The sequence below is a fragment of the Nonomuraea harbinensis genome, from assembly GCF_019396385.1.
GTDB classification, from domain to species: domain Bacteria; phylum Actinomycetota; class Actinomycetes; order Streptosporangiales; family Streptosporangiaceae; genus Nonomuraea; species Nonomuraea ferruginea.
This window is the reverse complement of the sequence record NZ_JAHKRN010000005.1, coordinates 172,461-187,586: the sequence shown is the minus strand read 5'-3', so window position 1 is coordinate 187,586 and position 15,126 is coordinate 172,461. Positions and strand designations below refer to the sequence as shown.

Genomic DNA, 15,126 nt, shown 5'->3' with positions numbered 1-15,126 from the left:
GGCGTCACCGTCGGCCGCGCATGAGGCCGTGACAGGCGATGGCTGCGGCGGCGACCACGTTCAGCGAGTCCACGCCCGCGTCCATGGCCGCCGGGCTCATCGGGATGCAGACCGGTTCGTCCGCCTCGTGCAGCCACCGCGACGACAGGCCGTCGCCCTCGGCGCCGAGCAGCAACGCCACCCGGTCACCCAGCTTGACCTCGTCGAGCGGGGTGGCCGACTGGTCGGGGGTCAGCGCCAGGGTCTGGAAGCCGGCCGCGCGCAGCTCGTCCAGGCCGGTGTACCAGTTGTCCATCCGGGCGTACGGGATCGAGAACACCGCCCCCATCGAGACCTTCACCGCGCGCCGGTAGAGCGGATCCGCGCAGCGGGGAGACAGGATGACGCCGCCGACGCCGAGGGCGGCGGCGCAGCGGAAGACGGCGCCGACGTTGGCGTGGTCGACGATGTCCTCCAGGACGACGAGGCGGTCGGCCGACTCCATGACCGAGGCGGTGGGCGGCAGCGGGAGGCGGGCCATCGAGGCGAGGGCGCCCCGGTGGACCTGGAAGCCGGCGGTGGCGGTCATGATCTCGTCGCTGACCACGTACACGGTGGCGTCGCCGAGGACGTCGGCGAGCGGCTGGAGCCAGCGGCGGGTGGTGAGGACGGAGCGGATCGGGTAGCCCGCGCCGACGGCGCGCCTGATCACCTTCTCGCCCTCGGCCATGAACAGGCCGCGCTCGGCCTCCAGGCTCTTGCGCAGCTCGACGTCGCGCAGTCTGGTGAAGTCGGTCAGGCGGGGATCGGCGGCGTCCGTGACGTACTCAAGCACGTTCCGATACTGCCATGAGCCGTCTGACCTGCCAGACGGCCGCGTAGCAGAGAAGCACGAGGCAGAACCCCACGACGGTGCCGGCGCCGACCTTGGTGATGACGCCGGGCAGGCCGAAGACCGGGTTGGGTTCGTCCAGCCGGGGCCAGGCGAACGCGCCGGCGACGACGCCCGCCGCGCTCCAGGCCAGGACCGTCCAGCGCGTCCGCGCGGGGGTGCGCAGGTCGGCGGGCACCGGCACGGGCGCCATCCTGGACAGGCCGCGCCAGGCCCACCAGACGACGATCACCAGCCCCACCGCCGACGAGGTGTACTGCAGGACCCGGAACAGCGGCAGCACGCCGAGCACCGGGGTCGCCAGCCACGCGCCCCACTCCCCCGGCCCGGTGGAGTGGGTGAAGGAGTCCCAGGCGACGTGGCTGGCCGAGCCGATCAGGCCGCCGGCCACGACGGCCGGAAAGCCGCGGGCGAGCCGCGGCCAGGCGGGGCGGAGCGTGGCGGCGCGGCCCGCCAGCGCGGGCGGGAGCAGGGCCAGGAGCGGGTCGCGGAGCAGGCCGTGGAAGAGGACCAGCAGGATCAGCATCGCCGCCAGGTCCACCGTCACCACGCCCTGCCAGGAGTGCCAGTCGCTGTAGTCGGGCAGGAACGGCAGGAAGATCGGCAGGTCGGGCACCATCGCGCCGAGCGCCAGCGCCCACGGGTCGGCGAGGCGGCGCAGGCGGGCGGACGAGATGAGGGGCAGCACGAGCGCCATGTGGCTGGGTGTGAACGGCACCGCCCCCCCTGTACGAGTCGCTCCTTGATCACGACACTACCCGCGAAGTTCGGCCGTCCCTCGCCTCCACCCTCTAGGGTCACGAACAGTGATGAGGCCGGTACGGAACGCTGTCGAGGGCCGGGAGCCGGGAATGCGGGGGGTTCAAGGTGTCTGACCAGCGAGTTCATGCACATCCTGTGGCGTCGTCCGAATGGCTGCGCGCGGCGCGGAACGCGCGGTCCCTTTCCCTGGTCACGCTCGTCTGGCTCGGCGTGGAGAGCACGCTGGGGCTGGCGGCAGGGTTCGGCGCGCACTCGGTCGCGCTGATCGGGTGGGGGCTGTCGGCCCTGGTGGAGGCGCTGGCCAGCCTGATCGTGGTGTGGCGGTTCACCGGCGAGCGCACGCTGTCGGAGACGGCCGAGCTCCGGGCGCGGCGGGCCGTGGCGGTGAGCTTCTGGCTGCTCGCCCCGTACCTGATCGTGCATGTGGGCCACGACCTGGACGCCGGCCACCGCGCGGAGGTGAGCCTGCTCGGCATCGTGGTGACGTCGGTGAGCCTGGTCAGCATGCCGGTGCTGGGCGTGCTGAAGCGGCGGCTGGGGGTGCGGCTGGCGTCCGGGGCGACCGCGGGCGAGGGCACCCAGAACATCATCTGCGGTCTGACGGCCGCGGGCGTGCTCGCCGGGCTCTGGTTCAACACCCTCGGCCTGTGGTGGGTCGATCCGATCGTGGCGCTGGTCCTCGCCGTGGTCGCGGTACGCGAAGGGATACGGGCCTGGCGTGGTCACACGTGCTGCCACTGAACACGACCCTGAGTAATAACTGCACCAAAAGAGGTGTTTTGCCCCGGCAAGCCTACCGAGTATCGTTCCCCGGGTATCGAGGAGTACCACCCGCCAGGGTCTCCGGAAGGTCAGGCTCAGCCAGGCGATCAAGAACACCAAGAGGGACACCGTGGGGCGACACCGCACAGACGACATCGACGGCGGCTACCGAGCCCAGGACCCATCTTCCCGCTCCGCGCGCAGACGGGCGCGTGGACGCGGACGGGTCCTGGTGCCGCTCGCGGGAGCCGTGGCGCTGGCGGTGCTGCTCGGCGTAGCGGCGTTCGTCATCTTCACCCGCGAACACGACTGCTCCGCCGGAAGGCTGCCGCTGCGGGTGGTGGCGAGCCCGGACATCCAGCCGGCGCTGAACAAGATCGCGGGCACGTACACCAAGGCCCTGCACTCGATCGACAGCAAGTGCGTCGAGGTCACGGTGGCCAAGGAGACCTCCGCGAAGGCCGCGAGCGCGGTCGCGGCGGGCAAGTTCGCCGGTGACATCTGGGTGCCCGACTCCAGCCTGATCCTGAGCCAGCTGAACAGCCGCGTGTCGGAGCAGGTCGAGGTGCCCCAGCCGGCCGGTTCGATCGCCTCCTCGCCCGTCGTGCTGGCGACGGCCGCGTCCGCGGCGGCCAAGCTGGAGGGCACGCTGAAGCCGAGCTGGTCCGCTCTGGTGGCGGCGGCGAACGTGGCCGACCCCGACGGCCCCGGCAAGAAGGTGCGCGTGGTCGCCCTCGACCCGCAGAAGAGCTCGGCCGGGATGGCGGCCCTGATGGCCGCGTCCGGCGTGGCCAGGGAGGCGGGCCAGAGCAAGGCGCTGGTGGGCGCGCTCAAGGAGCTGTCGGGCCAGGTGGCGGCCGACTCGACCGCGCTGCTCGCCAGCCTCACGGTCAAGTCCGGCGGGAAGGTGCCGATCGGCGTCAGCTCCGAGCAGGCCATCCACGTGCACAACACGAAGAAGCCGGAGACTCCGGCGGTCGCGCTCTACCCGGCCGAGGGCACGCTGAGCCTCGACTATCCCCTCACCGTCCTCACCAAGGACCTGGCGACGCAGAAGGCCGCGGCCGACTTCCGCCAGGAGCTGGCCAAGGAGTCCGCGCTCAAGGTGCTGCGCGCGCAGGGCTTCCGCGGCCCCGACGGCACGGCGGGCGAGGCGCTGTCGGAGGCCAAGGGCTTCGTCCCCGCCGCCCCCAAGGCGCTGCCGGAGCCCGACGTCAAGACCGTCGCCACCGTCAGCCAGACCTGGACCAGGCTGAACCTCGGCACCCGCCTGCTCACGCTGCTCGACGTCTCGGGCACGATGGCGCTGCCGGTCCCCGGCACGAACCTGACCCGCATGCAGGCCATCAGCAAGATCGCCACCGAGGGCCTGACGCTGTTCCCGGCGAACTCCGAGATGGGCGTGTGGATGTTCTCCACCCACCTCGACGGCCAGGGCAAGGACTGGAAGGAAGTCGTCTCCGTCGGCCCGCTCACCCAGAGCGTCGACGGCGTGCTGCGCAAGGACGCGCTGGCCAGGGAGCTCGCCTCGGTCCAGGCCAAGGCCACCGGCGACACCGGCCTGAACGACACGATCAAGGCCGCCTACACCGAGATGACCAAGACGTACGCCCGGGACAGGATCAACACGCTGCTGATCCTGACCGACGGCGCGGGGAACGACGACCCCGACGGCGGCGTCAGCGACGCGGAGATCCTGCAATTCCTGAAGGAGACCTACAACCCGGAACGGCCGGTCAGCATCCTGCTGATCGCGTTCGGCCCCGAGGCGCAGGCGGGGAAGCGGCAGATGGACGCGGTGGCGCGGGCCACCGGCGGCGAGGCCTACATCGCCAAGGACCCGCTCCAGGTGCGCGACTTCTTCCTCCAGGGCATGGAACGCCGCCTCTGCTCCCCCAACTGCGACGGCTGACACAACCGTCACATCTACCCCTGTTTTACCTGGTTAAGCCACTTGGGCACGACCTGGCAACCCGCCGGGCGCCAGGGACGTCCTCTACGCCGGGGATTCCTTGTCACCCGCGGGGAGGTACTGGTGCCTGGATGGCCGGCGGTCGACCGCGCCCACGATCTGGAACTGGTGGCGGCGTTGCGGCGCGCCGATCCGGGCGCGCCTGAGCGCCTGTACGACGCGTACGGCGACCGGCTGCACGACTACGCCGCCTCGCTCCTGGGCGACCGGCGCGCGGCCGACGCGGTGCACGACGCGGTGGTGACCGCGCAGGGGTGCGCCGACCGGCTGCGCGAGCCGGCCAGGTTACGCGCGTGGCTGTACGCGCTGGTCAGGTTCCAGGCGATGGCCAGGCTCGGCCACCATCGCGGGGCCGCGGCGCCGCTGGACGACCCCGACGACCACGAGCTGGCCGAGCTCGTCGGGGCCACGCTGGGCGAGATGCGCAGGAGCGAGCGGGAGATCCTGGAGCTGTCGACGCGGCACGGGCTCACGCCCGCCGAGGTCGGCTCGGTGCTGGGGCTGACCTCGCGGCAGGCGGCGAGCAGGCTGCGCCGGTCGCGTGACCTGCTGGAGAACGCGGCCGCGGCGGTGGTGCTGGCCAGGACCGGCCGGGCGCACTGCCCCGAGCTCTCGGCGCTGGTGGACTCGTGGGAGGGGCCGCTGACGCCGCCGCTGCGCCGGCGGCTGGCCGCGCACATCGGCGGCTGCGAGGTCTGCACCGAGCGGCGGCGGGCGCAGGTGTCCGCGGCGCGGCTGCTGGAGATGCTCCCGGTGGCGTACGCGCCGTTCTCCCTGCGCGAGCGGGTGCTCGGCACGTGCGCGGACCCGGCGCTGGGCGACACCCGCACGATGATCCTGGACCGGGGCGACGGCTTCGACCGCGGCGGCTTCCCCGCGCCGCCCGGCCGGTCGCGGCGGCGCGGGCGGCGCGGGCTCGCGCCGGCGCTGCTGGCGGCCGCGGCGCTGCTGGCCGGCACGGCCGTGCTGGTCGCCATGACCGGCCACGAGGGCGCCAAGACCGCGCTGGACCTGCGGCCCGAGGGCTCGCCCACCGCGCACGTGCTGCCGGAGAGCCCGCCGGCCGAGACCGAGGAGGAGTCCGGCCCCACCCCGAGCCCGAGCGAGAGCGGGCGCGAGCGCACGCCGTCGCCGAAGCCGACGCGGCGGCCCGCCGCCGACCTGGCGACCACCAGGCCCCCGGCCGTCAGCACCCCCACCCGGCGGCGGGCCGCCCGTCCCGCCAGGCTCACCACGACCTGCCCGGAGGAGGTGGCCGGCGCCGCCACGATCGGGTTGCGCGCCCGCAACAGGACTGTCTCCTGGAAGGCCGCGGCGTCGGAAGGACTGGGCGTGGTCCCGGCCGCGGGCTCGATCAAGCCCGGCGGCACGGCGGTCGTCTGGGTCACGGTGGAGGATCCCGGCACAGAGGGCAGCGGAACGGTGACGATCACCTCGAACGGCGGCGGCTCGGCCTGCGCGCTGAGCTGGGACGACCCGGCCGTGCCGGGCCCCACCAGGCTGCCCGACGACGACGTCACCGCGAGCGCCGGACCGACCGGCACACCGGTGCCCGAAGCCGCCAGTTCGTCATCGCGTTAAAAAATGCGATAAGTCGGACGCGAAGTCGGTACGTGTGTGGCAGATAGGGCATCCTGGTGTAGCTGGGGAACGTGTCAGGCCGAGGTGCTTCCTACCCATGTGGTCAATCCCACATGGGTAAGTGGCGACCTGCGGTAAACCTGACGTGGTCCTCACGCGTCGGCGTTGACGCGCGCGCGCATGGATTGATGCCATGGAGCGATCAACCGCGCACCTCGAAGCGAAGAACCGGGAGAGAGACGGCATGCTCAAGCAGCACCGCAGAGCGGTCACGTGGCTGCTCTCGCTGGCCTGCATAGCGGGGGCGGTCATCGCTCTGCTCGACATCGACACGCCTCTGCGGCCGTTCCTGATCTCCCTCTTCCTTCTGGTCGTGCCGGGCACCGCGGTCGTCGGCCTGTTGCGCGATCGTGATCCGCTTGCCGCACTATCGGTAGGAGCCGCCGCGAGCCTCGTGATCAACGTGCTGCTGGCCCAGGCCATGCTGCTGTTCGACGCGTGGTCACCCCGGGCGGGCGTGGCGACGGTCGCCGTGCTCGGCGGGTTCATGTACGTGCTTCGCGTGTTGTACCGGGGGAAGAACATGCAGACCGAACAGGGGGCCAGGGCAAGGTGAAGATCAGCGTCGTGCGCCCGCGCGAGCTTGGCGGGCCCGAGCGGGCACGATGGCGGGAGCTCCAGAAGGCCGACCCGAGTCTGGACAATCCGTTCCTGTCGGTGGAGTTCGCGCTCGCCATGGATCAATTGCGGGATTATGTACGGGTTGCCGTTATTGAGAACGAAGACCGTATTGTCGGATTTTTTCCTTATGAGCGACACAACTTCGGTATTGGTAAGCCTCTCGGCGGATTCCTGACTACTTGTCATGGTTTGATCGCTGCTCCCGATCTGCAGCTCGACGCCCGCGCGCTCCTGCGCGCGTGCAGGCTCACCGTGTACGACTTCGACCACCTGGTCGCCGGTCAGCCGACGTTCGCCCCGTACGAGAGCGACGTCCGCCCGGCGCCGGTCATGGACTTCACCACCGGCTTCGACAACTGGCTCGACCAGGTCAAGGCCAACTCCCCGAAGAATCTCAAGACTGTCCGCTACAAGGAGCGCAAGCTCGGCAGGGAACACGGCGGGCTCCGGCTCGCCTGGGCCTCCGATGACGAGTCCGAGCTTCGCACGCTCCTGTCCTGGAAGTCCGATCAGTACCGGCGCACCGGCAGGGTCGACAGGTTCGCCCAGCCGTGGATCGTCGAACTGACCGGTCTGATGCACGCCTCGAGGTCGCCCGACTTCTCCGGCGTGCTCACCATGTTGTACGCGGGAGACGTGCCTGTGGCCGGCCATTTCGGGCTGATGACGGCCACCACGCTCGTCGGCTGGTTCCCCGCGTACGACACCGAATACGCCCGATACTCCCCAGGCATCGTCCACCACATGCAGATGGCGGAGGCCGCGGCCAAGAGCGGCCTGCACATCATCGACATGGGCAAGGGCGGCAAGGAGTACAAGGACTGGCTCAAGAGCGGCACTCTCTACGTCGCCGAGGGGCGCGTGTCCAGGCCGACGCCGGCGGCGGCCGTCCACTGGATCGGCCGAACTCCTTTCAACAAGGCCCGAACTATCGTGCTGGATCGGCCGTCTCTCTATAAGGCAGCCGATCGAGTCCTCAAAGGATTCGGGCGGGTCCGCAGTACCGTCCAGCACGATCCGAACGCAGTACCGAAGGAAGTGCCGGGAGCGCCCTAGTGGCGGTCCGTCAGCACTTCAGCAGCACAACCCGAGCACCACCCGCACCTCACTGGACCGGCCGATGCACCACCTGTCTCGTCAGGCGTTCCCTCAGCACCGGGGAAACACTGGCGCCGGCACGCCGCGGCCGGTCCCGGAAGGATCAACTTCGCCATGAGTTCCGACACCGTCCAGCACAACGGCAAGAGCCACGTCATGCCCTTGCGTTCGATGCCGCCTATTGAGCGATTCACGCCGATCACGCCCCACTTGGCCATTTCACCCACAGTGAGTGTGGTAGTTCCGGCGATGAACGAGGCGGAGAACCTGCCCCATGTGTTCGCCACACTGCCGCAGTGGATCGACGAGATCGTGCTCGTCGACGGCAACTCCGTCGACGACACGGTGGCCGTGGCGCGGCGCCTGCGGCCCAATGTCAAGATCGTCACGCAGACCGGGAAGGGCAAGGGCAACGCCCTCGCGGAGGGCTTCGCCGCCTGCACGGGCGACATCATCGTGATGATCGACGCCGACGGCTCGACGGACGGCCACGAGATCATCTCGTTCGTGGGCGCCCTCATGACCGGGGCCGACTTCGTGAAGGGCTCGCGCTACGCCTCCGGAGGCGGCAGCGACGACCTGACCTTCAGCCGCCGCTTCGGCAACAGGGTCCTCACCGGCATCGTCAACAAGATGTACGGCACCCAGTACACCGACCTCTGCTACGGCTACAACGCCTTCTGGTCGCGTCACCTCGACGTGCTCGACCTCGACTGCGACGGCTTCGAGGTCGAGACGCTGATGAACATCCGCGCCGCCAAGGGCGGGCTCAAGGTGCACGAGGTGCCCAGCCACGAGCGCGACCGCATCCACGGCGAGAGCAACCTGCACGTGGTACGCGACGGCCTGCGCGTGCTCAGGACGATCATGCGTGAGTGGCGTCGCCAGCCCGCGCCGCCCAGGCCCGAGCCGGCCGCCGCCCCAGCCGCGGACCGGGGTGTGGCGTAAGCGCTCGAACGCCTGAAGGAATCGTCGTGAACACGTCTGTCGTCATCTGCGTCTACACCGAGGACCGGTGGGAGGACATCAGGGAGGCCGTGGAGTCGGTGGAGCGCCAGACGCGCCCGCCCCGCGAGCTGATCCTGGTCGTCGACCACAACCCCGACCTGCACCTGAGACTCAAGCGCGCCTATCCACACGCGATCGTCGTGGAGAACTCGCACGAGCAGGGCCTGTCGGGCGGCAAGAACACCGGCGTGGCCATCGCCAACGGTGAGATTGTCGCGTTCCTCGACGACGACGCGGTCGCCGATCCCGGCTGGCTGGAGGCTTTGGAGGAGGGCTTCCAGGATCCGGGCGTCGTCGGCGTGGGCGGTCGCACCGAACCCATCTGGGCTTCAGGCCGGAGGCCGCGCTGGTTCCCGCACGAGTTCGACTGGACGGTCGGCTGCAGCTACCGGGGCATGCCCCAGGTGAAGGCGCCGATCCGCAACGTGATGGGAGGCAACGCGGCCTTCCTGCGCGAGGCGGTGTCCGAGGTGGGCGGCTTCCACAGCGGCATCGGCCGGAGCGTGCAGGGCCGCAAGAGCCGGCCGCTGGGCTGCGAGGAGACCGAGTTCTGCATCCGCCTGAGTCAGCGGAAGCCGGGCTCGGTCATGCTCTTCCAGCCCACGGCGGCGATCGGGCACAAGGTGTCCAGGCAGCGGGAGACGTTCGGCTACTTCCGCTCCCGCTGCTACGCGGAGGGCCTGTCGAAGGCCCTGGTGACCCAGGAGGTGGGCACCCAGGACGGGCTGTCCAGCGAGCGGGCGCACGCGATGAAGACGCTGCCGCTGGGCGCGCTGCGCGGTCTCGGCGAGGCGCTCAGGGGCGACCTCGGCGGTCTGGGCCGGGCCGGCGCGATCGTGGTCGGGCTGGCCTGGACCGCCTGGGGCTACCTGGTGGGCTCGATCCGGCTGAAGGGGGTGCGCTCGTGATCCGGGTGCCGATCCTGATGTACCACTCCGTCACCGACTCGCCCAACGAGGAGACCAAACCGCACTCGGTGCGCCCCTCCGACCTGGACGAGCAGCTCGCCTACCTGGCGGAGAGCGGCTTCACCCCGTTGACGCTGGGCGACCTGGTCGCCCGGCTCAACAAGATCAACGGCGTCGAGCTGCCCGGCAAGCCGATCGTGCTCACGTTCGACGACGGCTACGCCGACTTCCACACGAAGGCGCTGCCCCTGCTGGAGCGCCACGCGTTCCCCGCCACGGTCTTCCTGACCAGCGGGTGGGTGGCCGACGCGGGCAAGGACGCCGCGGGCCGGCCGCTGGACGACATGCTGAGCTGGACCCAGGCCCGCGAGGCCGCCCAGACCGGCATCGAGATCGGCGGCCACAGCCACAGCCACCCGCAGCTCGACCAGCTCCCGGGCGAGGAACTGCGCCAGGAGCTGCGCCGCAACAAGGGCCTGCTCGAAGACAAGCTCGGCACTCCTGTGGCGACCATGGCCTACCCCTACGGCTACTCCAGCGCGCGGGTCCGCCGCGAGGTGCGCAAGGCCGGCTACTTCGCCGCCTGCGCGGTGAACAACACGATCGCGGCCGACGGCCACGACGTGCTCGCCATCCCGCGCCTGACCGTCGCCCGCCACACCACGATCAGCATGTTCAAGAAGGCCGTCGAGGGCACCGCCGTACCCCTGATCTACCTGCGCGAACGCATCCTGACCAAGGGCTACGCCGTCGTCAGAAGGACGCGATACGGGCTGCAACGGGTTCGCGGCAATGTCTAGCCTCTGGCGGAAGGTGCTGAGCGACCTCCGCAACCCGCTCTTCCGCAACGGCTACGCGCTGATGGCCAACACCGGCATCACCGCGGTGCTCGGCATGGGCTACTGGCTGCTGGCGGCCCACTACTTCTCCGAGGAGGAGTTCGGCCGGGGCCAGGCGGTCATCACGCTGATGCGGCTGTTCGCGTCGCTGACCGCGCTCGGCCTGGTCGGGGCGCTGGCGCGTTACCTGCCGATCGGCGGCCGGAGCACGCCGGGGCTCATCCTGCGCGGCTACGGGATCGCCGCCGCCACGGGCGTGACCGCCGCGATCGGCTTCCTGCTGACGCTGCCCCTGTGGGGCGACACCTACGCCGTGCTCGGCGGGTTCGGCCCCGGGCTGTTCTTCCTCGGCGCGGTCGCGGTCTGGGCCGTCTTCACGCTCCAGGACGTGGTGCTGACCGGGCTGCGCAACGCCGTCTGGGTCCCGGTCAACAGCATCGTGTTCGGCCTGATGAAGATGGGGCTGCTGGTCGCGCTCGCCGGGGCGCTGCCCGACGGCGGGATCTTCGTCTCCTGGATGGTGCCGACGGCGATCGCGCTGATCCCGATCAACTGGCTGATCTTCGGGGTGGTGGTGCCGCGGCACATGCGGCAGACCGCCGAGCGGCACCCGCACCCTCCAGGGCTGCGCGAGATCGGCAGGTTCCTGTCCGGCGACTTCCCCGGCACGCTCTCCGTCCTGGCGATCGTCTACCTGGTGCCGGTGGCCGTGGCCACCCAGGTGAGCGAGGCGACGTTCGGCCGCTTCTCGATGGCCCACACGCTGGGCTGCATGATCGAGCTGCTGGCCATGAACATGGCCGTGTCGCTGACCGTGGAGGGGTCCTTCGACCGGTCCCAGCTGGCGGTCAACTGCCGCAACGCGCTGCGCAGGGCCTTAATGATCATCGTGCCCATCATCGTGGTAGCCGTCGCCGCCGCCCCGCTCATCCTGCAGATCTTCGGTGACTCCTTCGCCGCCGAGGGGACGCTGCTGTTGCGGCTCATGGCGCTGGCCGTGCTGCCACGCGTGCTGATCGAGATCTACCTGAGCGCGCTGCGCGCACAGGGCGAGGTACGGAAGCTGGCGTTCCTGCAGATCGGGCTCGCGGCGCTGGTGCTGACCTCGATCGCGGTGCTGTTCCCGTTCGCGAGCGTCGAAGCGGTGGGGTACGGCATGCTGATCAGCCAGAGTCTCATCGCATTGGTGATCTTCGGAAAACTACGTAAAATTCTCAGACCTGCCGACACTAGGCTGCTCAGCGTCGCTCAGGGGTCGCCCGGGGCCCCATGATGGTCACGTGAGGCAACGGGACGGCGATCGTATGACAGCGCGTTTCACCGGCTCTTCCGGCGTACGGGGGGACACGGGAGAGGAGTCAGAGGTGCCCTTCGATCCGGAGGCTACGGGGATCATCCCGCGGCTGGACCTCGATGCCGCCAAGGACCGAGCCGACACGCCCAAGCCCGCCGACGCGGACCAGTCCACCGACGGCTCAGCCGACGACCGGCCGTCCGACGAAGAGGCGGCCGAAGAGCCCCCCGCCGACGCCGAGCGACCCGCCCGAGAGCGTCCCGCCGACGTCGTGACGGACGCCGAGCGGCCCGCCCGAGAGCGTGCCGCGGCTTCCTCCGGAGGCGACTCCGCCGAGGACGAGCGCGGAGCGAAGCGGGACTCCGAGGACGTCAGCCAGACCCTGACCTTCCGCATCCCCGGCCCGCCGTCGGTCCACATCGGACGCCCGCCGACCGCCGAAGAGGCCGCTGCCGCGGCCGCCCCACCACCCGCGTCCAAGGGCACCACCGCCCCCAAGGCGCAATCCGTACCCGAGAAGACCCGGTCCGCCCAGAAGGCCGTGCCCGAGACGGAGGCCCGCTCGGGCAAGAAGGCCGTAGCCGAGGCGGAGGAGGCCCGCTCGGGCCAGAAGCCGGTCGGCGATGCGGCCAGGCCGAAGGCTGAGGGGGCGGCCCCCGCTGCCGCGCCTGGGCAAGGGGACGCCGAGCCGGAGACGGCCACGCTGCCCAAGCTCAAGTTCGGCCCTTCGGCCAAGCCCACGGAGGACGTCTCCGGCACGACTCCGTTCCCCGCGCAGCAGGCCCGTAAGGACCCCGGCGCATCCACGGCCCCGCCGACCACGGACTTCACCTCCCCTTCGACCGGCGGAGTCTCACGACCGGCCGCCAAGGGCTCGCCGGCACCCACCGCTCCCGGGGGCAGGACCACGGGGGCGAGTGCCTCGGCGGCGTCCGCGCCCGCCAAGGGCAAGCCCGGGCAGCCGGGCGCGAAGACGGAAGACGGCGGACAGGAGACCACGTCCCCACAGGACACGGCGACCACCCAAGCCCCGACCGCTCTCCAGAAAGATCCAGCGGCACCCCAGGGTCCGGCGGGTCTCCAGAAAGACCCGGCCGAAGCTCCAGCGGCCTCCAAGCAGGGCGCGGCGGCCGCGCAAACCGCGACCGCGGTGCGGCAGAAGCCGGTCGCGACGCCAGGCGTCGCGGGCGAGCAGGGAGGGCGCTGGGCGAGGTTGCTGGCCAGCGCGCCCCGGTGGCTGCCCGTGCTGCTGGTGCTCGAAGGTCTGGTCATGTACGTGCTGGCGGTCAAGGCGCCGCCCGGCCCGTACTGGGGTGTCGACCCCGAGGAGATCAACGGCCTCGGCCTGATCTCGGCGCTGCCCGTCACCGCGTTCGCGGCCATCCTCATCATGGTCGTGTCGTTCTTCGTCACGGTCGCCCAGAGCACCGACCGCAAGTTCCTGCTGTTGTTCCAGATCGCGGCCATCACGTTCGCCCTGCACGGCGTGGGCGCGCTGGTGGCCGAGGAACCCAGGTTCCCGACCGCGTACATCCATGCCGGTTTCGTGGAGTTCATCGGCAGGACCGGCGAGACGGCCATCAACATCGACGCCCGCATGGGCTGGCCGGGCTTCTTCGCGCTGTTCGCGTTCGTCACGAAGGCGGCCGGGATCGAGGACCTGACGCCGATACTCAACTGGTCGCCGCTGCTGTCCAACCTGCTCTACCTGCTGCCGTTCGTGCTCATCCTGCGCCAGGTGGTGGCGACCACGCGGGCGCGCTGGTTCGCGGCGCTGCTGTTCATCCTGGTCCAGTGGATCGGGCAGGACTACTTCTCGCCGCAGGGCTTCACGTTCGCCCTCTATCTGGTGTTCGTGGCGATCCTGCTGCGCTGGTTCGGGCGGGTGGAGCCGCGCACCAAGCCGATCCCGCCGAAGGGGCTGCGCAGGCTGCTGGCCCGCCTGGACGCGATGACGCCGGGCGAGCTGGCCAACACCGGCATGTTCCGGGCCGACAAGCTGCTCATGCTCATGCTGCTGCTGGCCCTGTTCGTGGCCGCGACGGCGTCCCACCAGATCACGCCGTTCATGATGCTCGGCGTGCTGACGGCGTTCCTGCTGTTCAAGCGGACCTCGCTGACGTGGGGGCTGCCGTTCTTCCTCGGCCTGGTGGTGCTGACCTGGATCAGCTACATGGCCGTCGGCTTCTGGGTGGGCCAGATCGACACGATCTTCGGCGGGCTCGGCCGGGTGCTCGACAACCTGCAGACCAACACGGGCGACCGGATCGAGGGCACCGACGCGCTGCACGCCCTGGTGCTGCAGGCGCGGCTGGGCATCCTGGTGGTGATCCTGGCGCTGGCGGCGGTGGGCCTGTTCAGGCGGCTGCACCGCGGCGTGTTCGACCGGGCGGCGCTGATCCTGCTCTGCGTGCCGGCGCTGGCGCTGGCGATGCAGAGCTACGGCGGCGAGATGGGGCTGCGCATCTACATGTTCGCGCTGCCCGGCGCGTGCCTGCTGGCCGCGTACGCGTTCTTCCCCAACATGCCGGCCGACAGCGCCGACGTGCGCGAGGAGACCGTCCCGCTGCGCAAGCGGAACGTGCGCTTCAACCCCGACCTGACGAGGAAGATCTCGCTGGTGCTGGCCGCGTGCATGGCGGTGGCGTTCGCGGGCGCCTTCCTGGTCGCCCGCTACGGCAACGAGAAGTTCGAGCGGGTGACCTCGGGCGAGGTCGCGGCCATGCACTACGTGTACGAGCACGACAAGCCGAGCGCCCGGGTGGTCTACCTGGTGCCGAAGCTGGGCCCGGAGGTCACGCCCACGCTGCCGTGGGGCGAACGCGACATCGAGCTGGTCAACTTCGCCGGCCAGGCGCAGGTGTTCAAGGACCCGACGAACATCACCGGGGTGATCGACTCCCTGAAGCCCGGCCCCGAGAGCCCGCGCAACACCTACGTGGTGGTCAGCCGCGGCCAGGTCAGCTACCTGCAGCTCAACGAGGGCTTCCCGGAGGGCTGGGGCGAGAAGTTCCGGGCCGCGCTGGACGCCGCGCCGGAGCTGAAGAGGGTCTTCTCCAACGACGACGCCGCTCTCTACACCTGGGGCAAGTTCGTGCGCGGCACGGAGATCCCCGATCCTCGCCCGTACAAGGTGCAGGGGGAGCCCACCTCGCCGTGGACGCCGGTCGGCATCGGGGCGCTGGCCGTGACCTGGATCGCGCTGTTCGGCTACGAGGTGATCAGGCTCAACGGCCCCCGCCGGGCGCCACGCGCCCGCCGCTGGATGCTGGCGGTGGCCATCCCGGCCTTCGCGGTGGCGCTCGGGGTGATCGTGGAGCGGTTCGTCTACATCGCGGGCCTCAACTGAC

At 70.5% G+C, this 15,126-nt stretch carries 12 protein-coding genes; 10 read left to right on the top strand and 2 right to left on the bottom strand.

Annotated elements, in window-relative coordinates; all coding sequences use genetic code 11:
* Window positions 1-4 precede the first annotated feature (4 nt).
* Window positions 5-814 (bottom strand): TrmH family RNA methyltransferase, encoded by an 810-nt coding sequence (locus KME79_RS07445; protein ID WP_219543815.1) that lies wholly within the window; start codon window positions 812-814, stop codon window positions 5-7.
* Window positions 807-1,589, bottom strand: a complete 783-nt coding sequence (locus KME79_RS07440) for a DUF4184 family protein (RefSeq protein WP_219543814.1) — start codon at window positions 1,587-1,589, stop codon at window positions 807-809. The genes KME79_RS07445 and KME79_RS07440 overlap by 8 nt, the downstream gene beginning before the upstream one ends.
* A gap of 179 nt (window positions 1,590-1,768) precedes the next feature.
* Between KME79_RS07440 and KME79_RS07435 the strand changes: the two genes are divergently transcribed.
* The 10 genes from KME79_RS07435 to KME79_RS07390 all read left to right on the top strand — a co-directional run bounded on the left by KME79_RS07435 (window position 1,769) and on the right by KME79_RS07390 (window position 15,125).
* Window positions 1,769-2,374: a cation diffusion facilitator family transporter gene (locus KME79_RS07435; protein WP_219543813.1), complete on the top strand. Its 606-nt coding sequence runs from the start codon at window positions 1,769-1,771 to the stop codon at window positions 2,372-2,374.
* A gap of 253 nt (window positions 2,375-2,627) precedes the next feature.
* Window positions 2,628-4,307 carry a substrate-binding domain-containing protein gene (locus KME79_RS07430; RefSeq protein ID WP_308248827.1) on the top strand — a complete coding sequence of 560 codons (1,680 nt, stop codon included), beginning with the start codon at window positions 2,628-2,630 and terminating at the stop codon, window positions 4,305-4,307.
* A 123-nt stretch (window positions 4,308-4,430) separates the two neighbouring features.
* Window positions 4,431-5,948, top strand: coding sequence for an RNA polymerase sigma factor (locus KME79_RS07425; RefSeq protein WP_219543812.1), 1,518 nt, complete (start codon window positions 4,431-4,433; stop codon window positions 5,946-5,948).
* Between the two features lie 193 nt (window positions 5,949-6,141).
* Complete coding sequence (locus tag KME79_RS07420) at window positions 6,142-6,564, top strand: hypothetical protein (RefSeq protein ID WP_246639421.1); 423 nt, start codon at window positions 6,142-6,144, stop codon at window positions 6,562-6,564.
* The gene (locus tag KME79_RS07415) at window positions 6,561-7,685 is read left to right on the top strand and encodes a GNAT family N-acetyltransferase (RefSeq protein WP_148029650.1); all 1,125 of its coding nucleotides are present in this window, start codon (window positions 6,561-6,563) and stop codon (window positions 7,683-7,685) included. The genes KME79_RS07420 and KME79_RS07415 overlap by 4 nt, the downstream gene beginning before the upstream one ends.
* A gap of 156 nt (window positions 7,686-7,841) precedes the next feature.
* Window positions 7,842-8,675, top strand: coding sequence for a glycosyltransferase family 2 protein (locus tag KME79_RS07410; RefSeq protein WP_148029649.1), 834 nt, complete (start codon window positions 7,842-7,844; stop codon window positions 8,673-8,675).
* Between the two features lie 26 nt (window positions 8,676-8,701).
* Window positions 8,702-9,643, top strand: a complete 942-nt coding sequence (locus KME79_RS07405; RefSeq protein WP_219543811.1) for a glycosyltransferase family 2 protein — start codon at window positions 8,702-8,704, stop codon at window positions 9,641-9,643.
* Window positions 9,640-10,443 (top strand): polysaccharide deacetylase family protein, encoded by an 804-nt coding sequence (locus KME79_RS07400; protein ID WP_148029647.1) that lies wholly within the window; start codon window positions 9,640-9,642, stop codon window positions 10,441-10,443. The genes KME79_RS07405 and KME79_RS07400 overlap by 4 nt, the downstream gene beginning before the upstream one ends.
* Before the next feature lie 13 nt (window positions 10,444-10,456).
* Window positions 10,457-11,755, top strand: a complete 1,299-nt coding sequence (locus KME79_RS07395) for a lipopolysaccharide biosynthesis protein (RefSeq protein ID WP_148029646.1) — start codon at window positions 10,457-10,459, stop codon at window positions 11,753-11,755.
* Between the two features lie 91 nt (window positions 11,756-11,846).
* Window positions 11,847-15,125, top strand: a complete 3,279-nt coding sequence (locus KME79_RS07390; protein ID WP_219543810.1) for a hypothetical protein — start codon at window positions 11,847-11,849, stop codon at window positions 15,123-15,125.
* The last annotated feature ends 1 nt before the right edge of the window (window position 15,126 follow it).